The following is a 21,617-nucleotide window of genomic DNA, read 5'->3' as shown; positions in this document are numbered from 1 at the left end:
GTCACTCTCACAGCCGGGTCAGCTTTCTGACAGGGTTAAAAATGCCCCCCACGCTCCCCTTGCTGCGCAAGGTCCGCTGCCCCTGGCCGGGCGCCCCCGAAGGGGCCGTTTTCATCTTGGGGCGGCCCGGCGATGAAAAATGCCACCGAATGCTTCACCGCCCCATCCGGCTTTGCCGCGGCAGTGCACCACATCGGCTGCACAGTTTTAAGATGCCGGCCTGCTCCGTATTTTTAAGGTGTTTGGCATGGATTGGCATACTTGGATCGCCTACTTTGTGGCCTGCTGGATCATTGCGGTCTCCCCGGGCTCGGGTGCCGTGCTGTCCATGAGCCATGGCCTGTCGTATGGCGTGCGCAAGAGCAGCGCCACCATCTTCGGGCTGCAGCTGGGGCTGCTGACCATCTTGCTGATCGCCGGTGCGGGCGTGGGCTCGCTGCTGCTGGCCTCCGAATGGGCGTTCAACGCCGTGAAGATCGTCGGCGCCTGCTATCTGATCTACCTGGGCATCAGCCAATGGCGCTCGGGTGCCGCGCCCCTTGCCACCCAGGAATCCATGCCCGAGCTCAGTGTGCGCCGCCGCGTGCTCACGGGCTTCCTGACCAACGCCACCAATCCCAAGGGCATCATCTTCATGGTGGCCGTGCTGCCCCAGTTCATGACCACCAGCCGCCCGCTGTGGCTGCAGTTGCTGATCCTGGCCGCCACCATGCTGGCCGTGGACACCATGGTCATGCACGGCTATGCGGCCAGCGCCAGCGCGCTGCGCGGCTTCATGCGCAGCGCGCGAGCGGTGCGCAGCCAGAACCGGGTCTTCGGCGCGCTGCTGATGGCCGTGGGCACGGGGCTGTTCTTTGTTCAGCGCGCGTCCAGGTGACATCCACCCTGGACTAACCCTAGCCTGTCGCGCGCCCGACATGGAGCGCGCGGCACCGGCCCCTACCATTTGGGGCATGAAAACCTTCCATTCCTATTCCGAAGTGCGTGCCTGCGTGGGCCAGGAAGTCGCCGTCAGCGACTGGATCACCATCACCCAGCAGCAGGTGCAGCTGTTCGCCGATGCCACGGGCGACCAGCAATGGATCCATGTGGACCCCGAGCGCGCGTCCAAGGGCCCCTTCGGCGCGCCGATTGCGCACGGCTTTCTGACGCTGTCGCTGATCCCCCAGTTTTTCCAGAACTGCTTTCACATCGAAGGCGCGCAAATGGGCGTGAACTACGGCCTCAACCGCGTGCGCTTCACCTCTCCCGTGCCCGTGGGCAGCCGCCTGCGCGCGCGCCTGACGTTGCAGGCCGCCGAGCCCATCGAGCCCGGTGGCCTGCAGATGACCTGGCTGGTGACCGTGGAGCGCGAAGGCGCGGACAAGCCCGCCTGCGTGGCGGAGTCCGTTGCCCGCAACTACGGCGCCAAGGCCTGAAGCAAAACTGACCCCCACGCTATCCTTGCTACGCAAGGTCCGCTGCCCCGAAGGGGCGCTTTTCATCTTGGGGCGGCCCGGCGATGAAAAAAGCCCGCAGGGGGCACCTGCGGGCTGGCTGCGTGGTGGCAGCGGTTGCGGGGGGCTGAGGCTCAGGCGCCGAAGTTCAGTTGGCCCGAACGCTCGGCGGCGGCGGCTTCGCGGCGCACTTCATCGCGGCTCACGGTGGCAGTGGCAGTGTTCTGGATGGGCAGGTAGCCTTCTGCGACGGAGGGCATGGTGCCATTGGCCTGGGCTGCCTTGAGGTCGGCCATGACCTGGGCACGTGTCAGCGTGCTTTGGGTCTTCACTTCGGGCGGGTAGCTGCTGTTGTCGGCATAGTCGAAGCCGGCAGCCTGGGCGGCGATGGCGGAGATGGAGAGGGCGGCCAGGACGGCAAAACGGCGGGTGTTCTTCATGATTCAAGTCCTTTGTTTTGTTTCTGGGACAGGGCGTTCTTTGCGGAAATCGCTTGGTAACGTAGAGCCCATGACTCAAATGTAGGACGGCTTGGAATCGGGAAAAACCCTTGGATTGGCAATGCGCTTTTTCAGCTGTTGAAACAATCGGCCGGGAACTTTCCGCCCGGTCAGGCCGATCACTCAGGCCGCGCCGGCTGCTCCCTCGGCCAGGGCAGCGCCCACGAATTGCTGCTGGCGCCAGGCTTCGAACACGGTCACGGCCACGGCATTGGACAGGTTCAGGCTGCGCTGCTGCGGCAGCATGGGCAGGCGCAGGCGCTGCTGCGGCGGGAACTGCTCGCGCACCTCGGGGGGCAGTCCCTTGCTTTCGGAGCCGAACACCAGCCAGTCGCCGGGCTGGAAACCGATGGCGTGGGCGGGGCTGCTGCTGTGCGTGGTCATGGCGAACATGCGCTGGCGGTCCGGCTGGCAGTCCTGCAGGAAGGCCTGCCAGTCGGCATGGCGGCGCACGGGCGCGTACTCGTGGTAGTCGAGGCCGGCGCGGCGCATCAGGCGGTCTTCCATGGAAAAGCCCAGCGGCTCGATCAGGTGCAGGCTGCAGCCGGTGTTGGCGGCCAGACGGATCACATTGCCGGTATTGGGCGGGATCTCCGGCGCGACGAGAACGATATGGAACATGGCCCGTATTGTCTCGCGGCGGCCTATGCCCCCGAGCCCCGAACCCCCACGATCAGGGCGTGCGCGCCAGCACCAGGGCGCTGACCTCGGCCGCGCCTGCACGCCGCAGGCAGGTGGCCAGCGCATGCAGGCTGGCGCCCGTGGTCATCACATCGTCGATCAGCAGGACCTTGCGGCCGCGCACATGGGGCAGTTGCGCCGGCGGCACCGCGAAGACCCCGCGCAGCTGGCGCAGGCGCAGGGCGCGCGGCAGGTCGTGCTGGGCCTGTGCCGTGTGGGCGCGCTGCACGGCCTGGTGCCGCAGCTTGCCGCGGGTGGATGGGCCGGACAGCGCACGGGCCAACACCAGGGCCTGGTGAAAGCCGCGTTCGCGCAGGCGCTGGGCAGACAGGGGCATGGGCAGCAGCAGATCGCATTGCTCCAGCTGCTCGCGGGCCCCGTGCTGCTCCAGCAGCAGGGCGGCCAGGCTGCGTGCCAGGCCGGTGTCGCCCCGGAATTTGAAGTCGCCGATCACCGTGTGCCAGGGATAGGCGTAGTCCAGCGCGGCAAGGCAGTGCGTCAGTGGCGGGGGCTTGACCAGGCAGGCACCGCAGACCTGCTGGCCGCCGCTGGCGCCGTGCCCCGCTGGCAGCGGCATGGCACAAAGCCCGCAGCGCGGCAGCGGCCTGGCCCAGCGCAAGCGGCAGTCCTGGCACAGGCGCTGCGCCGGCCAGCGGCGGCAGACGGCGCACTGGCTGGGCAGGCCGGCATGCCAGTGCGAAAGCCATGACGCAGGCAGGTTGGGCATGGAGTCAATATACTCGCGCCGCGTCCGCCACCCCTTTGCTCCGGGGCCGGGCGCCTGTCTTTCGAGGAGCCCGGATTCCCCGCCCAGCCATGTCCCACGAATTGCCCCCCACCATCGATCCGGCCGCCGCATTGCGCTGGCAGCAGGCCGCGCCTGCGGCCTCGCCGTGGCTGCATGAGGAGGTGGCGCGCCGCATGCAGGAGCGGCTGGACTGGATCGTCAAGCCGCCCCAGCGCTGGTGCCACTGGCAGCCCGTGCGCGGCGGCCTGCAGGCCCATGCGCTGCTGCGCCAGCGCTATGCGCAGTCCGAATGCCTGGTCTATGAAGCCTCGCCGCTGCATGAGGCTGCCGCCCGCGAGCAGCTGGGCGCACGCTGGTGGCAGCCCGCGCGCTGGACCGGGGGCGCCACGCGCTTCGGCGAGCCCGAGCCTGCCGGCGTGGACATGCTGTGGGCCAACATGGCCCTGCACCAGCAGGCCGACCCGCAGGCGCTGATCACGCGCTGGCACCAGGCGCTGTCCGTGGACGGCTATGTGATGTTCTCCTGCCTGGGGCCCGATACGCTGCGCGAGCTGCACGCCATCTACGCCCAGCTGGGCTGGCCGCCCGCCGGCCAGGCCTTCACCGACATGCATGACTGGGGCGACATGCTGGTGCACGCAGGCTTCAGCGAGCCGGTGATGGACATGGAGCACATCACGCTGACCTTTGCCACGCCCGAGCGGCTGCTGCAGGAGCTGCGCGAGCTGGGCCGCAACTTCCATCCGCAGCGCTTTGCCGCGCTGCGCGGCCGACGCTGGCAGCAGCGCCTGCACGAGGCCCTGCGCGAGCGCCTGGCCGGCCCCGACGGGCAGCTGGCGCTGACCTTCGAGATCGTCTACGGCCACGCCTACAAGCCGCAGCCGCGCGTGCGCCTGGAGTCCAGCAGCGCCGTATCGCTGGAGGACATGCGCAGCATGCTGCGCCAGCCGCGCAACACGGGTTTGCGATAGCCCCAATGTCGCTTTCCGGTCATTGATCGAAAACAAAAACGTCTACACTTTTCCCGAGCTGACAGAGACAACAGCTTTTCCCTGGGCTCGCTTTCCCGGGCCGGGAAAAGACCAGCGGTCCGCAGGCCGAAAGGGGAGACGATTTGGTGTTTCGTTTTGCCACGGGAACGAGAACGGGCCGACCCATCCAGGAGCGGCCCGCCCACGAGTTTGATCATCACCGGCTGCAGCAGTGCCTGTTCCTCTGGGAGCGGGCACTTGTCTTTCTGTCCCTGCTGTCCCCTCTTCTGTGTCGCATGCCGGGCCGCATGCGCCCCCTTTTCCAATCCGCTCCCGGCTCCCATGGCACACATGCCCTGAATGGCCGGCGTGCGCGCATTCTTCCGTCCACCTTGCTGCTGTCCTCCGAATTCATGCGCCTGCAGGCGCAGGCGGGGATGGCTGTACGCCCGAATCCTGGTCCCACGCCCGAGCTGCCGTTGATGCCGGCTGGCACGCTATTGGTGATTGCGCGCAGGCACATCTGCGGCGCTTTCATGCATGCTCGGACAGTTGAGGCCGGGAGTTGCCCTTTGGGCAGGCGTTGAACGGTCTGGCTGCGCGGCCCCCACGCCGGCGCAGCGGAGCGAGTGGATAACCCGAGGCTTAGATGTAAGTGAAAACTATGAAAAGCATTTCCACCAAGCTGGTTCTCTGGGGCTTGATGAGTGTGGCAGGGGGAGGCTCCCTTGCGCATGCGACGACAGATCTGCCAGGCGGCCCGGCCGTCAATCAGCTCAACCTTCATCCGGCGGTCACGCGCATCGCGCATGAGCAGCATTACCTGCACTGGATGATGCTGATCATCTGCACGGTGATCTTCATCGGCGTGTTCGCCGTGATGTTCTATTCGATCTGGAAGCACCGCAAATCGCGCGGTGCCAAGGCGGCGAACTTCCACGAATCGGCCACGGTCGAGGTGGTATGGACCATCGTGCCTTTCATCATCGTCGTGCTCATGGCGCTGCCGGCCACCAAGGTGCTGGTGGCGCAGAAGGACACCACCAATGCCGATGTCACGATCAAGGCCACGGGCTACCAGTGGAAATGGGGCTACGACTACATCAACGGCGAAGGCGAGGGTCTGAGCTTCATCTCCACGCTGGACAGCAGCCACCGCGCGCTGTCCGACAGCGGCGATGTCTCCAAGGCACCCAACGACTACCTGCTCAAGGTGGACAACCCGCTGGTCGTGCCCGTGGACCGCAAGGTGCGCATCATCACCACGGCCAATGACGTGATCCACTCCTTCATGGTGCCGTCCTTCGGCATCAAGCAGGACGCGATCCCGGGCTTTGTGCGCGACACCTGGTTCCGTGCCGAAAAGACCGGCGACTACTACGGCCAGTGCGCCGAGCTGTGCGGCAAGGAGCATGCCTACATGCCCATCCACGTGAAGGTGCTGTCGAGCGACGGCTACAAGGCCTGGGTGGACGAGCAAAAGAAGATCGCCGCCGCCAAGAAGGACGACCCCAGCAAGGTCTGGAGCCTGCCCGACCTGATGGCACGTGGCGAGAAGGTCTATGCGGCCAACTGCGCGGCCTGCCACCAGGCCAACGGCAAGGGCGCCGGTCCCATCAAGCCGCTGGACGGCAGCCCCATCGTCCTGGGTCCCACGGCCGAGATGATGCATGTGGTGCTGGAAGGCCGTGCCAACGGCGCCATGCCCGCCTGGAAACAGCTGAGCGATACCGAGCTGGCCGCCGTGGTCACCTTTGCCAAGAACCACTGGTCCAACAAGACCGGCCAGCTGGTGCAGCCGGCCGAGTTCGTGGCCGCCCGCACCGGCAAGTTCCCCGGCCAGTGAGCCCGCAAGACAGATGAGCGATTGGAGATAACAGCATGAGCGCCGTACTTCCCCCCATCCACAGCCCTGCGGGCGAGGGCCACGAACATGCGCATGAGCACGAGCATGGACACGGGCATGACGACCATCACCACCACGCCACGCCCACGGGCTGGCGGCGCTGGATGTTCGCCACCAACCACAAGGACATCGGCACGCTGTACCTGCTGTTCTCGTTCACCATGCTGATGGTGGGCGGGGTGCTGGCGCTGCTGATCCGCGCCGAGCTGTTCCAGCCCGGGCTGCAGATCGTCAACCCCGAGCTGTTCAACCAGCTGACCACCATGCACGGCCTGATCATGGTGTTCGGCGCCATCATGCCGGCCTTCGTGGGCTTTGCGAACTGGATGCTGCCGCTGCAGATCGGCGCCTCCGACATGGCCTTCGCGCGCATGAACAACTTCAGCTTCTGGCTGCTGATCCCGGCCGGCCTGATGCTGGTGGGCTCGTTCTTCATGCCCGGCGGCGCCCCCGCCGCGGGCTGGACGCTGTATGCGCCGCTGACGCTGCAGATGGGCCCGTCCATGGACACCTCCATCCTGGCCATGCACATCATGGGCGCCAGCTCCATCATGGGCGCCATCAACATCATCGTCACCGTGCTCAACATGCGCGCGCCCGGCATGACGCTGATGAAGATGCCCATGTTCGCCTGGACCTGGCTGATCACGGCCTACCTGCTGATCGCCGTCATGCCCGTGCTGGCCGGCGCCATCACCATGACGCTGACGGACCGCCATTTCGGCACCAGCTTCTTCAACCCCGCAGGCGGCGGCGACCCGGTGATGTACCAGCACATCTTCTGGTTCTTCGGCCACCCCGAGGTCTACATCATGATCTTGCCGGCCTTCGGCATCATCAGCCAGATCGTGCCGGCCTTCAGCCGCAAGAAGCTGTTCGGCTATGCGTCCATGGTGTATGCGACCTCGTCCATCGCCATCCTGTCCTTCATCGTGTGGGCGCACCACATGTTCACGACCGGCATGCCCGTCACGGGCCAGCTGTTCTTCATGTACGCCACCATGCTGATCTCGGTGCCCACGGCCGTGAAGATCTTCAACTGGGTGGCCACCATGTGGCGCGGCTCCATGACCTTCGAGACGCCCATGCTGTTCTCGGTGGGCTTCATCTTCGTGTTCACCATGGGCGGCTTCACGGGCCTGATCCTGTCGATGGCGCCCATCGACATCCAGCTGCAGGACACCTACTACGTGGTGGCCCACTTCCACTACGTGCTGGTGGCCGGATCGCTGTTCTCCATGTTCGCGGCCTACTACTACTGGGCCCCCAAGTGGACCGGCGTGATGTATTCGGAGACGCGCGGCCAGATCCACTTCTGGGGCTCGCTGATCTTCTTCAACGTCACCTTCTTCCCCATGCACTTCCTGGGCCTGGCCGGCATGCCGCGCCGATATGCCGACTACCCCATGCAGTTCGCCGACTTCAACATGGTGGCCTCGCTGGGCGCGCTGGGCTTCGGCCTGATGCAGGTGTATTTCTTCCTCTTCGTCGTCGTGCCCGCCATGCGCGGCAAGGGCGAGAAGGCGCCGCAAAAGCCCTGGGAGGCCGCCGAGGGACTGGAGTGGGAAGTGCCTTCGCCGGCGCCGTTCCATACCTTCGAGACGCCGCCCAAGCTCGATGCCACCGCCACCCGCATCATCGGTTGATGCAAGCCCCAAGGGAGATGCACATGGACGCACAGCAACGAAAAGCCAACCTGAGGCTGGCGCTGATCCTGGTATCGGTGGCGCTGGTCTTTCTGGCCGGCTTCGTGATCAAGATCACCGTGCTCCATTGAGGGCAGGCAACAGGAGGGACGTCCGTGAGCGTGCGCAGTGAAAACGCGAAGATGGTGGGCAAGCTGGCCGTGGTGGCGCTGGGCATGTTTGCCTTCGGCTACGTGCTGATTCCCATCTACAAGCACATCTGCGAGCTCACGGGCATCAACATCCTGTCGCTGTCCGAGCGCCAGGTGCCTGGCAACGGCACGGCCGGGCGCGATGTGAAGCTGCCCGCCAACTCGCAGGTGGACAAGAGCCGCACCATCACCGTGGAGTTCGACGCCAATGCGCGCGGGCCCTGGGACTTCAAGCCGGCGCAGCGCTCCATCCAGGTCCATCCGGGCGAGCTGGCCACGGTCATGTACGAGTTCCAGAATGTGCAGGACCGCCGCATGGCGGCCCAGGCGATACCGAGCTATGCGCCACGCCAGGCGGCCGCGCATTTCAACAAGCTGGAGTGCTTTTGCTTTTCGCAATACACGCTGGAGCCCGGGGAAAAGCGCGAATGGCCGGTGGCCTTCGTGATCGATCCGCGCATCTCCAAGGATGTGACCACGATCACGCTGTCCTATACCTTCTTCGAGGTGGGCGGCAGGACGCCGGCCGCACCCACGGGCGAGGCGCCGGTGGCGGCAGGGCCGAAGCAGGAGCCCGCCTCATGAATGCGCCGCAGCCACGGGAGCCGCGCCGCCCGCCCAGCGTGTGGCGCACGGTGCGCGCCGTGGCCTGGTCGCTCTTCGGCGTGCGCAGGGGAAGCGAGTACCAGCAGGACGGGGAGCGCATCACGCCGCTGCATGTGATTGCAGTGGGGCTGGCGGCCATCTTCGTGCTGGTGCTGGGATTGATCGCGCTGGTCAAGCTCGTGGTCTGAGCGGTGCGGCCATCGGGGACAGAGAGATAGACGGGAAACCGAGAACCAAGAATTTCAGGAGCTGAGCAATGAGTGCAACCACCCACGGCAAAACGCCTTACTACTACGTGCCGGCCGAGTCCAGCCACCCCGTCATGGCGGCGGCGGGGCTGTTCTTCGTGATCCTGGGCGCGGGCAACTGGATCAATGGGCATGAATGGGGCATGTACAGCCTGGGCCTTGGCCTGGTCTGGTGGCTGGCCGTGCTCTTTTTCTGGTTCCGGGAGGCCGCGCATGAAAGCGAGTCGGGCAAGTACGGGCGCAAGATCGATCTGTCCTTCCGCTGGAGCATGAGCTGGTTCATCTTCTCCGAGGTGATGTTCTTCGGCGCCTTCTTCACCGCCCTGTGGTGGGCGCGCTCGCATTCGGTGCCCGCGCTGGGCAGCCTGGACAACGCCTTGCTGTGGCCCGACTTCAAGGCCGTCTGGCCCAGCATGGCGGCCGGCGCCACGGCCTCGCCGGCCAACAGCGTCGAGCCCTTCCAGACCGTGGGCCCGTTCTGGCTGCCCACCATCAACACGGCGCTGCTGCTGACCTCGGGCGTGACGCTGACCATTGCCCACCATGCGCTGCAGGCCGGCCACCGCGCCCGCACCATCGCCTTCATGTGGATGACGGTGATCCTGGGCTTCGTCTTCCTGTGCGTGCAGGGCTACGAGTACTACCACCTGTACACCGAGCTGAACCTCAAGCTGTCCTCGGGCGTGTTCGGCTCGACCTTCTTCCTTCTCACGGGATTCCACGGCTTCCACGTCTTCGTGGGCATGCTGATGCTGTTCTTCATCACCATGCGCCTGCATGCCGGACACTTCACCTCCGAGCGGCATTTCGGCTTCGAGGGTGCCGCCTGGTACTGGCACTTCGTGGACGTGGTCTGGCTGTTCCTCTACGTCCTCGTGTACTGGATGTGAGGGTCTGCCCGCCCCATGCAAAAAGAAGCGCCTGGGCGCTTCTTTTTGTTTGCGGGGGCAGGGGGCCTGTTTATTGCCCGGCGGTCCAGCCGGTGGGATGGATGTAGCCCAGCTTGGCGGCCAGCAGCACGCACAGGAACAGCGTGATGGACAGGCCCACGCGCAGCGCCAGTGCGCGGAACATGGCGCGGCTGCGGCGCCGGTCGTCGCCCGGACCCTCCTGGTCTTCGGGATTGCGGCGCATCATGAAGAACAAGGCGCTGCCCAGACTGGCGACAATGGCCAGCAGGGCGAGAACGATCACGAATTTCATGGGTGGATTATCCGGTGCGTGTTTCCAGAATGCCAGACCGCTGGCGGTTTGTACTGATCACCTTGGCCGCGCTGATCGGCGTGGCCATCACACTGTCCCTGGGCCGCTGGCAACTGCAGCGCGCGGCCTACAAGCAGCAATTGTTCGATGCCGTGCAGCGCCAGCAGGGCCTGCCGCCGTTGGACAACGCGCAGCTGGCGCCCATGCAACCCGGTGCTGCCCTGAGCACCGAGGTGGCGCCCTGGCTGCACCGGCCCGTGCGACTGCAGGGCCACTGGATTGCCGGGCAATCGCTGTACCTGGACAACCGCCAGATGCAGGGCCAGCCGGGCTTCTTTGTGCTCACGCCGCTGCGGCTGGCCGCGCCGCATGAGGATGTGGTGATTGCCGTGCAGCGCGGCTGGGTGCCGCGCAACTTCCTGGACCGCACGGCCTTGCCCGAGGTGCAGACGCCCGAAGGCCTGGTGACCGTTGAGGGGCGCATGGAGGCCGCGCCGTCCCGGCTCTACGAATTCGGCCGTGCAGGGGCAGACCCTGATGGGCAAAAGTCGCGCATCCGACAGAATGTGGACATTGCCGAATGGGCCGTGGCCTCCGGGCTGCCGCTGCGCGAATGGAGCCTGCTGCAGACCGGCGAAGCCAGCGAAGGCCTGCGGCGCGACTGGCCCGTTGTGACGGCCGGTGTCGAGAAACACCATGGCTATGCGTTCCAATGGTTTGGACTTGCGGCCCTGATCACGCTTTTGTATGTCTGGTTCCAAATCGTCCGACGCTTTGTCCGCCCGCGCCATGCCCGCTCCTGAGACTCCCCTGGAGATGACTGTCCATGGCCTGCCACCCTTGCAGCCGGCCCTTGCCGGCGCGCAGCGCACGCGCAGCGGCCGCTGGAAGATGCTGGCCGTGTTCGCGGTCTGCGCCGCGCCCGTGGTGGCCTCCTATTTCACCTACTACGTGCTGCGGCCTGGCCAGCAGCGCAGCTTTGGCGAGCTGATCGCGGCCCAGCCGGCCCTGCCTTCGGCCACGGCCACCACGCTGGACGGCGCGCCGCTGCCGCTGCAGTCGCTCAAGGGCCAGTGGCTGCTTGTCAGCGTGGCGGGCGGTGCCTGCGGCAGCGCCTGCGAAAGCCATCTCTATCTGCAGCGCCAGCTGCGCGAAACCCTGGGCCGCGAAAAGGACCGGCTGGACCGGGTCTGGCTCATCTCCGACGACGCACCCGTGCCCGCGCACCTGCGCCCCGCGCTGGCCCAGGCCACGGTGCTGCGCGTGCCTGAGGCCGTGCTGCGCGGCTGGCTGCAGCCGGCGCCCGGCCATGCGCTGCAGGACCACCTGTACGTGGTGGACCCGCAGGGCCACTGGATGATGCGCATGCCCGCAGGCCTGGGCATGGCCGATGCCGGCAAGGCCAAGCGCGACCTGGACCGGCTGCTGCGTGCATCGGCCTCCTGGGACACGGCAGGGCGTCCGGGCGACGGCGAGTAAGGCTGGCCGGCCCCGGTAGGCCGGCAGGCAGGCCCCGCAGCGCCGGGGTCTTGCGGTTATGGGTTATGGTTTGCGGCTGTGCGAAAGCGCCTTCAGCGGACGCTTTCGCCTTTTCCCTTTCCAGCCCGGGCCGGCGCGCAGCCTTTGCGGCCACGCAGCCTGCGGCAACTACCTTGTTGAGGAAGCATGAACAAACGGACAGCGCTGCGCGTTCTGGGCTTGACCGCCATGGCATGGGGCGCCCTGGCGCTGAGCGGATGCTCGCGCGAGGCAAAGACCAGTTTCCAGGGTGTCGATGTCACGGGCGCCGAGTACGCCAAGGACATTCCCCTGCGCGATGTGGACGGCAAGCAGCGCAGCATCAAGGACTTTGCGGGCAAGGTCGTCGTGGTCTTCTTCGGCTACACGCAATGCCCCGATGTCTGCCCCACCACCCTGCAGGAGCTGGTCGAGGTCAAGCAGCAACTGGGCGCCGATGGCGACAGGCTGCAGGGCGTCTTCGTCACCCTGGACCCCGAGCGCGACACGCCCGAGGTGCTCAAGGCCTACCTGGGCAATTTCGACCCCGGCTTCGTCGGCCTGCACGGCACGCCGGACGAGACGGCGGCCGTGGCCAAGGACTTCAAGCTCTTCTACAAGAAAGTGCCCGGCAAGACCGAAGGCACCTACACGCTGGACCATTCGGCCGGCAGCTATGTCTATGACACGGCCGGCCGCCTGCGCGTGTATGAGCGATACGGCGGCGGCCCGCAGGTGCTGGGCGCTGACGTCAAGGCCCTGCTGCAGGAACAACGTTCCTGATCCTGCGCGCGCCGCAGCCAATGTGACCCCCGTCACATTGACTGCGTTTAGGTGCGCTGCAGCACACCATCCCTGATGTGCATCGCCTCAGGACTGCTTAGAGTGGGCCCCGCCTGGGGGTGTCATGCCGACGCCCCGCCCATCTCCGAGAGACCTGATCCATGCGGCGAAACGTGTACGTCACCCAGCGTGAGTACCCTCTGAGCGAAGGAGAGACGCTTCTTTCCGTCACCGACCTGAAGGGGCGCATCGTCTATGCCAACGATGCCTTCATCCGCGTCAGCGGCTTCGAGGCCGCCGAGCTCTACGGCAAGGCCCACAGCATCGTGCGCCATCCCGACATGCCGGCCGCCGCCTTTGCCGACATGTGGTCCACCATCCAGCGCGGACTGCCCTGGAGCGCCCTGGTCAAGAACCGGCGCAAGAACGGCGACCACTACTGGGTGCGCGCCAACGCCAGTCCCATACGCCATGCGGGCGCCGTGGTCGGCTACCTGTCCGTGCGCACCCGGCCCGAGCCGTGCGAGGTGCAGCAGCATGCGGCGCTCTATGAACAGATCAATGCCGGCGTGCGCTCGCTTGGCCTGCACCGGGGCTTTCCCGTGGGGCGCGGCGCCGTGGGCGCGCTGCAGCGGTGGTGGCGCTTTCGGCCACTGGCCTGGCGCGTGCAGGCCGTGGTGGCCGGCCTGTGGCTGCTGGGGTCGGCCGGGCTGTGGTCACCCGCGCTGCAGGCATCGGCCGTGCCGCTGGCCCAGGTCTGGCCGGCCTGGCTGATCTGGAGCCTGGCCTGCGTGGCGTCCGGGCAGTGGCTGCGCCGCCGGCTGCTCATGCCCCTGGCGGCGCTGCGCGGCCAGGCACAGGCCGTGGCCAGCGGGCAGCAGACCGATGCACGGTTCCTGCAGCGCACGGACGAGATCGGTGCCATCGGCAGCGCCGTGCGGCAGACCGGACTCAACCTGGTCTCCCTGGTCGGCGACATCCAGGGCAAGAGCGACCAGGTGCGCCGCTGCGCGCTGGCCGTGCAGCAGGGCAGCACCGAACTGAGCGACCGCACCGAAGCCGCGGCCGCAAGCCTGGAGCAATCGGCCCAGGCCATGCAGGCCCTGGCCAGCGCCATCGAGCGCAGCAGCGCCCAGGCCGGCGAGGCCGCCGCCCGCGCGCGGCACGGCGTGGACATGGCGGGGCAGAGCAGCCGCATGGTCGTGCAACTGGACCAGGGCATGCGCGGCGTGGCCCAGACCAGCGACCAGGTGGGGCAGATCAGCTCGCTCATCGACGGAATCGCCTTCCAGACCAACCTGCTGGCGCTCAACGCCGCCGTGGAGGCCGCGCGTGCTGGAGAACACGGCAAGGGCTTTGCCGTGGTGGCCGACGAGGTGCGCGGCCTGTCCCAGCGCAGCGCCCACGCCGCGCGGCAGATCAAGGCGTTGATCGAGGCATCGCAGCAGCAGGTGGCGCAAAGCTGCGCCATGGCGCGTGAAGTGGGCGAAGCCATGCTGGCCGTGCAGGCCGATATGCGCGAGCAACTGGTGCTGGCCGAAGGCATGCAGGCCGCCAGCCAGGCCCAGGCCGGCGGCGTGCAGCAGGTGCAGGCCGCCGTGCAGCAGCTCGAACAGATGACCCAGCACAATGCCGCCCTGGCGCGCGACACCATCGGGCATGCACAGCTGCTGGCCGGACAGGCGCAGGCGCTGGAGGCTGCGGCATCGGTCTTTCACGGCAGCGGGGCGTCCGCATGATGGCGGCGGGCTGGAGCATTGTTGCCGGCGATCCCGCCGCACCGGGCGAGGCGCTGGACGAAGACCTCAAGCGCGTGGCCATGGAGGCCGCGCCCGACGGTATCTTGCTTGTGGACCGCAGCGGCCGCATCCTACTGGCCAATCCCGCCATGCAGGCCATGAGCGGCTATGGCGCCGCCGAATTGCTGGGCCACTCGCTGCACATGCTGCTGCCGGCCGAGGCGCAGGCGGCCCACGGGCCGCAACTGCAGTCCTACTTCGCCCAGCCCGCGCGCCGGCCCATGGGCCAGGGGCGCGATCTGTGGCTGCTGCGCAAGGACGGCAAGCGCCTGTCGGTGGACATCGCCCTGGGCCACTCGCCGCACGGCAGCGGCGTGGCCGTGGCCTTTGTGCGCGACCTGTCGCAGCTGCGCCAGATGGAAGCCTGCATGCACTACCACGCCACCCACGACACGCTGACGGGCCTGCTCAACCGCTGGCAGTTCGGGCTGCAGGTGGAACAGGCGATCTCGCAGGCGCAGGCGCAGGCGCAGTCTGAATCGGGCGCCGGCCCCGCGTCCTTTGCGCTGCTGCTGCTCGACCTCGACAACTTCAAGGCCATCAACGACGGTTACGGCCACGACGTGGGCGACCAGGTCCTCAAGGAGGTGGCGCGCCGCCTGCAGGTCGCGCTGGGCGGCTCGGCCACGCTGGCGCGCATGGGCGGTGACGAGTTCACCGCCCTGCTGCAGCCCTGCAACGAGCCCGATCTGCGCCAGCGCATCGACGCGCTGCTGCACGAGCTGTGCCGGCCCTGCGCCATAGGCCACTACGCGCTGAACTTCGGTGCCAGCGTGGGCGCAGCCTTCTATCCGCAGGACGCGGGCGATGCGGCCACCCTCATGCGCTATGCCGACATGGCCATGTACGACGCCAAGCAGCGCAGCCGCTCCTCCTATGCGCGCTATGCCAGCGCCATGGGCGAGGCCATGGCCGAGAAAGTGCTGCTGCACGAACGCCTCAAGCGTGCCCTGGACCGGGGTCTGCTGAGCCTGCACTTCCAGCCCCAGGTGCAGGTGCTGGGCGGCCAGGTCCAGGGCGTGGAAGCCCTGCTGCGCTGGAACGACGAGCAGATGGGCTGGGTCTCGCCCGAACGCTTCGTGCCCGTGGCCGAATCCACGGGCCTGATCCTGGCCCTGGGGGAGTGGGTGATCGATGCTGCCTGCCGCCAGGCCGGCGACTGGCTGCGCGCAGGCATGCCGCTGCGCGTGGCGGTCAACCTCTCGGCCCAGCAACTGCGCCAGGCCGACCTGCAGCAGCGCCTCATGGCCAGCCTGGCCCGGCATGGCGTGCCGCCGCACCTGCTGGAGCTGGAGGTCACCGAGTCCGCCGCCATGACCGACCCGCTGCAGGCGCGCGAGCTGCTGGGCAGCCTGCTGGCGGCCGGCGTCTGCGTGGTGCTGGACGACTTCGGCACCGGCTACTCCTCGCTGGCCCACCTGCGCGATCTGCCCGTCTCGCGCGTGAAGATAGACCGCACCTTCATCGGCCCCATGCTCGACAGCCCGGCCGACGCCAAGATCGTCAAGGCCGTGATCGCGCTGGCCCGCACCCTGGGCCTGCAGGTGGTGGCCGAAGGCGTGGAAACCGCCGAGCAGCTGCGCCTGCTGCGCATCCTGGACTGCGACGCCTACCAGGGCTGGCTCTTCGCCCGCGCCATGCCGGCAGAGCAGATTCCCGCGCTGATTCACAAGCCCGTGGCGACCTTGCTGGCGCAGCAGGAGGAAGAGGCAAGAGGCGCTTGAGCATCAAACTGCGGACTGTTGCGATGGGAAGGGAGCGATGGTGAGCAGGGGCGACGGTTCTGCCAAACCTGGCGCTTGATGTTGCAACAGGTCGGCAAGCCTTCCGGTCCGCCCGATCAACCGCCACGCCCCTCGCACCCCACCTCCCTCACCCCACCCCCACTGATCCTCAACAACACCGCAGGCTGCAGCACGCAGTGCCATCGGTCGGGCCGCTCCAGCGCGCCGAGCTGCACCAGGCGCACAAGGCTGCGCGCGATGGTTTCGCGCGTGGTGGCCAGCAGGGCGGCCAATGCGCCCTGGCTGGGCAGGCGCACGAGCAGGCTTGACTGCAGAGCTGCCAGTTGCATCAGGGTGGCGGCCAGCTGGCGCAGCACGCCGGGGATGCGGACGATGTGGGCCCATTCCGCCAGCAGGGCGTTGTTGCAGGTGTAGCTGGCGGCCAGCGCGCGCACGAAGGCGGCATCGACCAGGCCGCGGCGCGTGATGGTGGCAATGTCCACGCAGCAGATGCGCCCCGGGCCCAAAGCCTCGAAGTGCATGGCCGAGGGCTGCTGCAGCCAGCCCGGGCTGCCCAGCGCGTGGCCGTTGCCGAACAGCGCCACGGGCCGCTGCACGCCGTCGCCGCCACGGCGGATGGCCAGGACGAAGCCGATCTTGATCACCTGGAATTCATGGGCGACGCTGCCCTGCGCCTGGAGCTTCTGGCCCTTGGCCAGGCCGCGTTCGCGGATGTGCGGCAGCCATTGCTGGAATGCGGGCGCGGGCAATTGGCCCAGCAGGCAATGGGACGAACGCATGCATTCGCTGCAGCGAACCGCTGAAGGCGTGGAGGACGACGATGGCATGGGGCACGCAGGCTAGGATGCGCCGCAGCCTGGGCAGGCAGACAGCCACCCAGGGCACCGGCAGTGGACCCGGGCGGCGCGCCCCGGGAGAAGCCGTGCAGGCTAGCGGGCTATGCCGTTGAATGCAACGCGATGTAACGCGTTTCGCGCGTGATGGCGGCCATCTGCCGCTGTTTCTTGACCTGGGTCAGACGGCTGCGGTGCTGTCGGCGTTGTTGGCGCTGCCGCTGCTGTCACTGCTGCCACTGCCGTGGGCGCGGGCCGCCTCGCGCATGCGTTCCAGCTCGCGTGCGGGCAGCGGGATGTCGCCGCTGGCGACCTTCATCAGCAGGCAGTGCAGCATTTCGGTGGACAGGCCGTGCAGCACCAGGCGGTGGCCGGCCCGCAGGGTGGACAGCGGCACCAGCGGGTGCTTGTTGTTGAGCATGACCAGATGCTCGGGCGAGGCGAGGATCTTGGCCGCATAGATGGCCACGGTCTCGTCCAGCTGCAGCGAGTTGCTGGCGCGCCAGAAGTCGTTGTCGGTCAGCAGCAGCTGGTAGACGGGCGTGTAGACCTCGATGGCGCTTTGCAGGTCCAGCAGGTTCAGGCGCCCGCGCGGCATGTCCTCAAGGCGCAGGGGCGGGTTGCGCAGCATGGCGAAGTCGGGCTCGGCCACGGGCTGCAGTTCCTGGCCTGCGGCGCGCAGCGCGTTGTTCAGGCGGATGACGAAGTTGAACAGATTCAGGTCGTGCCTGAGGAACAGGTCGTCCTTGATGTCGTCGATGCTGTCCGGCTCCAGCGGTGTGGTGGACACGGGCGTGGGCGCGTTGGCCGCGACAAAGGCCAGGATCTGCGAGCCCAGGTGGAAATGGCGCAGGATGAGCCAGTTGGCCTCGGGCGAGACGAAGCGGTTCATGCTGAAGGCCAGCAGCCGGTGCAGCAGCCTGGAGTGCGCCCAGTTGCGCGGCAGCAGCACCTTGAGGATCTGGATGAGCACGATGCTGGTGCGTGCCAGCGGCCGCAGGAAGGGCAGCAGGTACTGGCGCGAGCCGCTGCTGCAGTCACGCAGCCAGGCGGCCTTGACGTCGTCGGGCAGCGGCGTGCTCTGATCCAGGTACAGCGCGCGCCAGGGGCTGGGGTCGCGCTCGTCGTGGGGCGGTTCGATGAAGTCTGGTGGTTGCATCAGTGCTCCTCGGGCAGGACATGCTCGAACTGCATCAGGTAAAGCGCCGCCGTGTGGCGCGCGGTGCGCACGATGGCCTGCGCCGCCGTGCCCCCGCTGCCGTCTGTGCCGTCCAGCGCCATCACCATCTGCACGGCCATGAGCCAGCGCTCCAGGTGGTGTTCGTCGTTGGCTCCGTGGTATTCCAGGAAGCGGAAGGCATCGGGCGGCAGCGGCAGGCTGGCGCGCAGCAGCGGCAGCAGGCTGGGCACGATGCGCTGGCCCGTGCCTTCGATGATGTAGATGGCGCCCAGCAGGCCGACCGGATTGGGCGTGGCGGCCAGGCCGTGCAGGTAGGCGTTGAGCGCCTCGCCGCCGGGGTTGCGGCGCAGGCGGGTGAGGTCGGTCTCGGTGCCGCCGGCCTTGAGGTAGTCCTCGTGCAGGATGCGGAAGTCGTTCTGCTCCTCGCCCGCATGAACGTCGATCAGCGCGGCCAGCGCCGCGTGTTCTCCGGTCAGCGAGGCCGCGCCCTCGCGCATCCACAGGCTGCCCTCGCGCACCTGGGGAACCCAGTGGCTCATCCACCGCACGTAGTCCGCCGTCTGCAGCCTGCCTGTGCGTATGCGCTGCAGCAGCGGCGTGCGCCACACGCGCGAGCGGTAGTCCTGCCAGAGGCTGGCCAGTTCGGTCAGCAGCGGCGCCAGCGTGGCCGGGGCCTGGTTCGGATCGTGGGGCGGGGCGATGGTGGAGACATCGGGCAGCAGGTCCGGGGCAGCGGGAGCTTCGGCGGTGGCACTGCGTGCTGTGGCCTTGGCCGGGGTGGCGGTGGGTGCCTGGGCCGCATCCTCCACTTCCAGCAGCATGTAGCCGGCCGTGAAGCGGCCCGATTCGGGAATGAAGCACAGCACGGTATCGCCGTGCTTCAGGCGTGCCGATTGCGTGCGCAGGAACTCGGACAGCATCACGAAGATGGAGGCCGCGCCCGTGTTGCCACGCCAGGCCAGGTTGCTCCACCAGCGCTCGCGCGGGATGCCGAGCTGGGCCTTGCCCAGCAGCTCATCGACCACGGGGATGAAGCGCTCGGACGAGTAGTGGCACAGGAAATGGTCGATGCCGCGCCCGGGCACCCAGCCCGTGTGGGCCAGGTGGGCGTATTCGTGGATGCAGACATCGAACAGGTGCGGCAGCAGGCGGATGTCCTGGCGCAGCGACAGCGCGCCTGCGGCCTCGGCATCGCCCCAGGCGGCAAAGTCCAGGTGGCTGGTGGCGCGGTCGGGCGTCAGGCCCAGCTGCATGCAGACCGGGTAGTCGCCGGCAAAGCTGCGCAGATGCGTCCAGCGCAGCTTCAGCCGCAGGCCCGGCGCCTGGGGCAGGGCCTGCGGGCCGCCCAGCAGCACGGCGCCTGCGCCATCGGACAGCATCCAGCGCAGGAAGTGGGCGTCGAAGTCCGTGTTGTATCCCTGGGCCGCGAAGCGCGAGCGCTTGAACAGGCGCGAGGGCATTTCACTGGCCACGGCCAGGGCCAGCGAGTCGGGCGCGCGGTCCACGGCCTGGGCCGCCGCCTGCAGCGCGCCCACGCTGGCGGCGCAGACGCCGTGCACGGACAGGGTCTCCATGGGCGGCGCGGCCATCTCTCCCTGGATCATGTTGGCAAAGCCGGGCATGAGCGCATCGCCGCCCGACGAGCCGCTGGCCAGGAAGCCGACATCGCCCAGCGCACGCCCGGCCTGTGCCAGGCAGTCATGGATGGCCTGGGCGGCCATGGCCGTGTTGCTGTGGACGGTGCGGCCTTCGGGGTCTATGGCGTAGTGGCGCTGGACAATGCCGTTCTCGGCCAGGATGCGGCGCTTGAGGCGCTCGGACAGGCGGTTGAGCGGCGCCACGTAGGCATCCATGCCTGCGTTGTCCACGGGTTCACCGGGCAGGAACATGCCTGCGGCATGCAGATAGACGTTGGAATAGGCGACGGGCATGGGTTCAGGGTCGTATCAGTCGTATGTTCCGGGAGGCATTTGCGCACGCGTGCGCGCCGGCGGCCAGACCGTGCCGAGCACGAAGACGCGGGCCATGTAGGGTAGCAGTCCGCCTTCGTTGAGCGCAGGGGCCACGCGCTGGCGGTAGTGTTCGCTGTGCAGGCGCGTGAGCTCGGACCAGTGGGCCTGGGGCCGCTCGTGGTGGGCCGTGTGCAGGCCGATGTTGAACAGCAGCGGATTGACCCAGCCCTCGAAATTGCGCGCGTAGTTCAGTGGCGTGGCGCTGTCCATCCGCTGGCCGCGCGTCAGCGGCCGGCCATCGGCATGGGCGTGCTGCAGGTAGTTGGTGGCCAGCAGCCAGTGCAGGCCATGCAACTGGGGAACGATCACCAGCAGCAAGGCCTTTTGCCAATCCAGCGACAGCAGCAGTGCCCAACTGCCCAGCCACAGCAGGTACTGGCCCATGCAGTAGCGAAAGGCGCCGGGCCAATGCCGCCGCAGCTGGCCCAGCCAGCGCAGGAACAGCGGGTACAGCACCCAGCCGGCCTGCAGCGGGTGGAGCAGGTAGCCCAGCAGATGGTTGTGGTCGCCGCCGAAGCGGTAGGTGCGTGCCATGTCGCGCGGGCCGTGGCGGAAGCGGTGGTGGTTGGCCACATGGGCGGGCCAGAACACAAAGGTCGGGTGGCCCTGCAGCAGGGTCAGCCAGTAGTCGGTGATGCGGTTGGCCCAGCGCCCGCGCCACATGCGCAAATGCGTGTGGTTGTGGTGGATGACGCCCACACCCAGCGTGAGGAACAGCTCGATCCCGTAGAGCCACAGGTTCCAGCCATGCTGCCACTGCCACCACACGATCAGCGGCAGCGCCACCAGATAGGCCAGCGACTGCAGGTCGCGCCAGTGGCGCAGCCGGGGCAGCCATGGCTGGACGTGGCGAGCAGGCGGTCGGCTCATTCCGTCCTGGGCCGGGCCGTGGCGGGCAGTGCCACGCGCGTGCGCATCAGCCGGTCCATGAAGGCCAGCGCAAAGCCGTAGTTGCCATTGGGCCTGGCATGGTGCAGATGGTGGCGCCGGCTGGCGGCCAGCGCATGCGTGTCGGACACCCCGGGAAAGAAGTCGTAGTTGGAGTGGCCTATGACGTTCAGCAGCAGGCTGAGTACCGGCACCGAGGCCAGCGACCAGAAACTGAAGTCATGCACCACCATGGGCAGCAGGATGACGTTGCCCAGCATCAGCGCCTCGATGGGATGGAAGCTGTAGGTGGACCACGGCGTGGTGACGATGGAGCGGTGGTGGTCACCATGAAAGCGCCCCAGCAGCCGCGTATGCAGCAGGCGGTGGTTGATCCAGAAGTGCACATCGTTCCAGATCAGCAGCACCACGATTTCGATGGCAATGCGCCAGGGGCCTGCATCGGGCTCCAGCCGCGCCCACCCCAATTGCAGAAGGCCCCAGGGCACGATCATGCCGATGCCGAAGATCAGCACCGAATGCAGCGACTGGCGCCATTCGCGGCGCAACTGGTCGGGCTTGAGCGGGCGCGTGTCCAGCACGCGGCCCACGCCGCGCCGCTGCAGCCAGCGCGTGAGCGCCGTCATGCCCCAGCCGCCGGCCGTGTAAAGCACGCCGAAGAAGAGCAGGCCCCAGGCCATGACCTGCCAGGCGTTGAGTTCGGTGAAGGCTTGGGCAGCGGTCATGGCAGTGTGATCGAGCACG

General features: G+C 67.5%; 23 protein-coding genes. 14 read left to right on the top strand and 9 right to left on the bottom strand.

Annotation, left to right across the window (positions count from 1 at the left end; genetic code table 11):
* Positions 1-247: 247 nt before the first annotated feature.
* Together DELCS14_RS24265 and DELCS14_RS24260 are read left to right on the top strand one after the other, a co-directional pair.
* Positions 248-877: a LysE family transporter gene (locus DELCS14_RS24265; RefSeq protein ID WP_012203595.1), complete on the top strand. Its 630-nt coding sequence runs from the start codon at positions 248-250 to the stop codon at positions 875-877.
* A 76-nt stretch (positions 878-953) separates the two neighbouring features.
* Positions 954-1,418, top strand: coding sequence for a MaoC family dehydratase (locus DELCS14_RS24260; RefSeq protein ID WP_034390662.1), 465 nt, complete (start codon positions 954-956; stop codon positions 1,416-1,418).
* A gap of 152 nt (positions 1,419-1,570) precedes the next feature.
* Here DELCS14_RS24260 and DELCS14_RS24255 read toward each other — a convergent pair whose 3' ends face one another.
* The 3 genes from DELCS14_RS24255 to DELCS14_RS24245 form a co-directional block, all read right to left on the bottom strand.
* Positions 1,571-1,876, bottom strand: a complete 306-nt coding sequence (locus tag DELCS14_RS24255) for a DUF4148 domain-containing protein (protein ID WP_013803990.1) — start codon at positions 1,874-1,876, stop codon at positions 1,571-1,573.
* 183 nt (positions 1,877-2,059) lie between these two features.
* The gene (gene trmL, locus DELCS14_RS24250; protein WP_013803989.1) at positions 2,060-2,557 is read right to left on the bottom strand and encodes a tRNA (uridine(34)/cytosine(34)/5-carboxymethylaminomethyluridine(34)-2'-O)-methyltransferase TrmL; all 498 of its coding nucleotides are present in this window, start codon (positions 2,555-2,557) and stop codon (positions 2,060-2,062) included.
* A 52-nt stretch (positions 2,558-2,609) separates the two neighbouring features.
* Complete coding sequence (locus tag DELCS14_RS24245) at positions 2,610-3,344, bottom strand: phosphoribosyltransferase family protein (protein ID WP_013803988.1); 735 nt, start codon at positions 3,342-3,344, stop codon at positions 2,610-2,612.
* Between the two features lie 89 nt (positions 3,345-3,433).
* Here DELCS14_RS24245 and DELCS14_RS24240 point away from each other — a divergent pair, with 89 nt between their 5' ends.
* From DELCS14_RS24240 to DELCS14_RS24215, 7 genes are all read left to right on the top strand, one after another.
* On the top strand, positions 3,434-4,336 hold the full coding sequence (locus DELCS14_RS24240; protein WP_013803987.1) for a hypothetical protein: 903 nt from the start codon (positions 3,434-3,436) through the stop codon (positions 4,334-4,336).
* Positions 4,337-5,000: 664 nt separating this feature from the next.
* Positions 5,001-6,182 carry a cytochrome c oxidase subunit II gene (coxB, locus tag DELCS14_RS24235; protein WP_013803986.1) on the top strand — a complete coding sequence of 394 codons (1,182 nt, stop codon included), beginning with the start codon at positions 5,001-5,003 and terminating at the stop codon, positions 6,180-6,182.
* Positions 6,183-6,217: 35 nt separating this feature from the next.
* Entirely contained in the window at positions 6,218-7,888 is a 1,671-nt protein-coding gene (gene ctaD, locus DELCS14_RS24230) for a cytochrome c oxidase subunit I (RefSeq protein WP_012203603.1), read from the top strand.
* A 23-nt stretch (positions 7,889-7,911) separates the two neighbouring features.
* Positions 7,912-8,019 carry a cytochrome oxidase small assembly protein gene (locus DELCS14_RS31100; protein WP_012203604.1) on the top strand — a complete coding sequence of 36 codons (108 nt, stop codon included), beginning with the start codon at positions 7,912-7,914 and terminating at the stop codon, positions 8,017-8,019.
* A gap of 24 nt (positions 8,020-8,043) precedes the next feature.
* The gene (locus DELCS14_RS24225) at positions 8,044-8,664 is read left to right on the top strand and encodes a cytochrome c oxidase assembly protein (RefSeq protein WP_013803985.1); all 621 of its coding nucleotides are present in this window, start codon (positions 8,044-8,046) and stop codon (positions 8,662-8,664) included.
* Positions 8,661-8,873 (top strand): DUF2970 domain-containing protein, encoded by a 213-nt coding sequence (locus DELCS14_RS24220; protein WP_013803984.1) that lies wholly within the window; start codon positions 8,661-8,663, stop codon positions 8,871-8,873. The genes DELCS14_RS24225 and DELCS14_RS24220 overlap by 4 nt, the downstream gene beginning before the upstream one ends.
* A 68-nt stretch (positions 8,874-8,941) precedes the next feature.
* On the top strand, positions 8,942-9,823 hold the full coding sequence (locus DELCS14_RS24215) for a cytochrome c oxidase subunit 3 (RefSeq protein WP_013803983.1): 882 nt from the start codon (positions 8,942-8,944) through the stop codon (positions 9,821-9,823).
* Between the two features lie 70 nt (positions 9,824-9,893).
* On the opposite strand, the gene DELCS14_RS24210 is transcribed toward DELCS14_RS24215, so the two are convergent.
* Complete coding sequence (locus DELCS14_RS24210) at positions 9,894-10,136, bottom strand: twin transmembrane helix small protein (RefSeq protein ID WP_013803982.1); 243 nt, start codon at positions 10,134-10,136, stop codon at positions 9,894-9,896.
* 29 nt (positions 10,137-10,165) lie between these two features.
* Between DELCS14_RS24210 and DELCS14_RS24205 the strand changes: the two genes are divergently transcribed.
* The 5 genes from DELCS14_RS24205 to DELCS14_RS24185 all read left to right on the top strand — a co-directional run bounded on the left by DELCS14_RS24205 (position 10,166) and on the right by DELCS14_RS24185 (position 15,939).
* Positions 10,166-10,939, top strand: a complete 774-nt coding sequence (locus DELCS14_RS24205; RefSeq protein WP_013803981.1) for an SURF1 family protein — start codon at positions 10,166-10,168, stop codon at positions 10,937-10,939.
* Entirely contained in the window at positions 10,926-11,615 is a 690-nt protein-coding gene (locus DELCS14_RS24200) for a hypothetical protein (protein ID WP_013803980.1), read from the top strand. Before DELCS14_RS24205 ends, DELCS14_RS24200 begins: the two co-directional genes overlap by 14 nt.
* Positions 11,616-11,801: 186 nt before the next feature.
* On the top strand, positions 11,802-12,416 hold the full coding sequence (locus tag DELCS14_RS24195) for an SCO family protein (protein ID WP_013803979.1): 615 nt from the start codon (positions 11,802-11,804) through the stop codon (positions 12,414-12,416).
* A gap of 161 nt (positions 12,417-12,577) precedes the next feature.
* Complete coding sequence (locus DELCS14_RS24190) at positions 12,578-14,155, top strand: PAS domain-containing methyl-accepting chemotaxis protein (RefSeq protein WP_013803978.1); 1,578 nt, start codon at positions 12,578-12,580, stop codon at positions 14,153-14,155.
* On the top strand, positions 14,152-15,939 hold the full coding sequence (locus DELCS14_RS24185; RefSeq protein ID WP_013803977.1) for a GGDEF domain-containing phosphodiesterase: 1,788 nt from the start codon (positions 14,152-14,154) through the stop codon (positions 15,937-15,939). Before DELCS14_RS24190 ends, DELCS14_RS24185 begins: the two co-directional genes overlap by 4 nt.
* A gap of 116 nt (positions 15,940-16,055) precedes the next feature.
* On the opposite strand, the gene DELCS14_RS24180 is transcribed toward DELCS14_RS24185, so the two are convergent.
* The 5 genes from DELCS14_RS24180 to DELCS14_RS24160 all read right to left on the bottom strand — a co-directional run bounded on the left by DELCS14_RS24180 (position 16,056) and on the right by DELCS14_RS24160 (position 21,598).
* Entirely contained in the window at positions 16,056-16,739 is a 684-nt protein-coding gene (locus DELCS14_RS24180) for a Crp/Fnr family transcriptional regulator (RefSeq protein WP_043796446.1), read from the bottom strand.
* Positions 16,740-16,974: 235 nt separating this feature from the next.
* On the bottom strand, positions 16,975-17,952 hold the full coding sequence (locus DELCS14_RS24175) for a hypothetical protein (protein WP_013803975.1): 978 nt from the start codon (positions 17,950-17,952) through the stop codon (positions 16,975-16,977).
* Complete coding sequence (locus DELCS14_RS24170) at positions 17,952-19,904, bottom strand: StlD/DarB family beta-ketosynthase (protein ID WP_013803974.1); 1,953 nt, start codon at positions 19,902-19,904, stop codon at positions 17,952-17,954. Before DELCS14_RS24170 ends, DELCS14_RS24175 begins: the two co-directional genes overlap by 1 nt.
* Positions 19,905-19,919: 15 nt before the next feature.
* Positions 19,920-20,855: a fatty acid desaturase gene (locus DELCS14_RS24165; protein ID WP_013803973.1), complete on the bottom strand. Its 936-nt coding sequence runs from the start codon at positions 20,853-20,855 to the stop codon at positions 19,920-19,922.
* On the bottom strand, positions 20,852-21,598 hold the full coding sequence (locus DELCS14_RS24160) for a sterol desaturase family protein (protein ID WP_012203620.1): 747 nt from the start codon (positions 21,596-21,598) through the stop codon (positions 20,852-20,854). Before DELCS14_RS24160 ends, DELCS14_RS24165 begins: the two co-directional genes overlap by 4 nt.
* Positions 21,599-21,617: the final 19 nt, after the last annotated feature.

The organism is Delftia sp. Cs1-4, assembly GCF_000214395.1.
GTDB lineage: Bacteria > Pseudomonadota > Gammaproteobacteria > Burkholderiales > Burkholderiaceae_C > Comamonas > Comamonas acidovorans.
The sequence above is the reverse complement of the archived record's forward strand: the minus strand, read 5'-3'. Positions and strand labels throughout refer to the sequence as shown.

Excerpts from the sequence above, each read along its gene's own strand:
- DELCS14_RS24265 (WP_012203595.1), top strand. The coding sequence starts at position 248 with ATGGATTGGCATACTTGGATCGCCTACTTTGTGGCCTGCTGGATCATT.
- DELCS14_RS24260 (WP_034390662.1), top strand. The coding sequence starts at position 954 with ATGAAAACCTTCCATTCCTATTCCGAAGTGCGTGCCTGCGTGGGCCAG.
- DELCS14_RS24255 (WP_013803990.1), bottom strand. The coding sequence starts at position 1,876 with ATGAAGAACACCCGCCGTTTTGCCGTCCTGGCCGCCCTCTCCATCTCC.
- trmL (WP_013803989.1), bottom strand. The coding sequence starts at position 2,557 with ATGTTCCATATCGTTCTCGTCGCGCCGGAGATCCCGCCCAATACCGGC.
- DELCS14_RS24245 (WP_013803988.1), bottom strand. The coding sequence starts at position 3,344 with ATGCCCAACCTGCCTGCGTCATGGCTTTCGCACTGGCATGCCGGCCTG.
- DELCS14_RS24240 (WP_013803987.1), top strand. The coding sequence starts at position 3,434 with ATGTCCCACGAATTGCCCCCCACCATCGATCCGGCCGCCGCATTGCGC.
- coxB (WP_013803986.1), top strand. The coding sequence starts at position 5,001 with ATGAAAAGCATTTCCACCAAGCTGGTTCTCTGGGGCTTGATGAGTGTG.
- ctaD (WP_012203603.1), top strand. The coding sequence starts at position 6,218 with ATGAGCGCCGTACTTCCCCCCATCCACAGCCCTGCGGGCGAGGGCCAC.
- DELCS14_RS31100 (WP_012203604.1), top strand. The coding sequence starts at position 7,912 with ATGGACGCACAGCAACGAAAAGCCAACCTGAGGCTGGCGCTGATCCTG.
- DELCS14_RS24220 (WP_013803984.1), top strand. The coding sequence starts at position 8,661 with ATGAATGCGCCGCAGCCACGGGAGCCGCGCCGCCCGCCCAGCGTGTGG.
- DELCS14_RS24215 (WP_013803983.1), top strand. The coding sequence starts at position 8,942 with ATGAGTGCAACCACCCACGGCAAAACGCCTTACTACTACGTGCCGGCC.
- DELCS14_RS24210 (WP_013803982.1), bottom strand. The coding sequence starts at position 10,136 with ATGAAATTCGTGATCGTTCTCGCCCTGCTGGCCATTGTCGCCAGTCTG.
- DELCS14_RS24205 (WP_013803981.1), top strand. The coding sequence starts at position 10,166 with ATGCCAGACCGCTGGCGGTTTGTACTGATCACCTTGGCCGCGCTGATC.
- DELCS14_RS24200 (WP_013803980.1), top strand. The coding sequence starts at position 10,926 with ATGCCCGCTCCTGAGACTCCCCTGGAGATGACTGTCCATGGCCTGCCA.
- DELCS14_RS24195 (WP_013803979.1), top strand. The coding sequence starts at position 11,802 with ATGAACAAACGGACAGCGCTGCGCGTTCTGGGCTTGACCGCCATGGCA.
- DELCS14_RS24190 (WP_013803978.1), top strand. The coding sequence starts at position 12,578 with ATGCGGCGAAACGTGTACGTCACCCAGCGTGAGTACCCTCTGAGCGAA.
- DELCS14_RS24185 (WP_013803977.1), top strand. The coding sequence starts at position 14,152 with ATGATGGCGGCGGGCTGGAGCATTGTTGCCGGCGATCCCGCCGCACCG.
- DELCS14_RS24180 (WP_043796446.1), bottom strand. The coding sequence starts at position 16,739 with ATGCGTTCGTCCCATTGCCTGCTGGGCCAATTGCCCGCGCCCGCATTC.
- DELCS14_RS24175 (WP_013803975.1), bottom strand. The coding sequence starts at position 17,952 with ATGCAACCACCAGACTTCATCGAACCGCCCCACGACGAGCGCGACCCC.
- DELCS14_RS24170 (WP_013803974.1), bottom strand. The coding sequence starts at position 19,904 with ATGCCCGTCGCCTATTCCAACGTCTATCTGCATGCCGCAGGCATGTTC.
- DELCS14_RS24165 (WP_013803973.1), bottom strand. The coding sequence starts at position 20,855 with ATGAGCCGACCGCCTGCTCGCCACGTCCAGCCATGGCTGCCCCGGCTG.
- DELCS14_RS24160 (WP_012203620.1), bottom strand. The coding sequence starts at position 21,598 with ATGACCGCTGCCCAAGCCTTCACCGAACTCAACGCCTGGCAGGTCATG.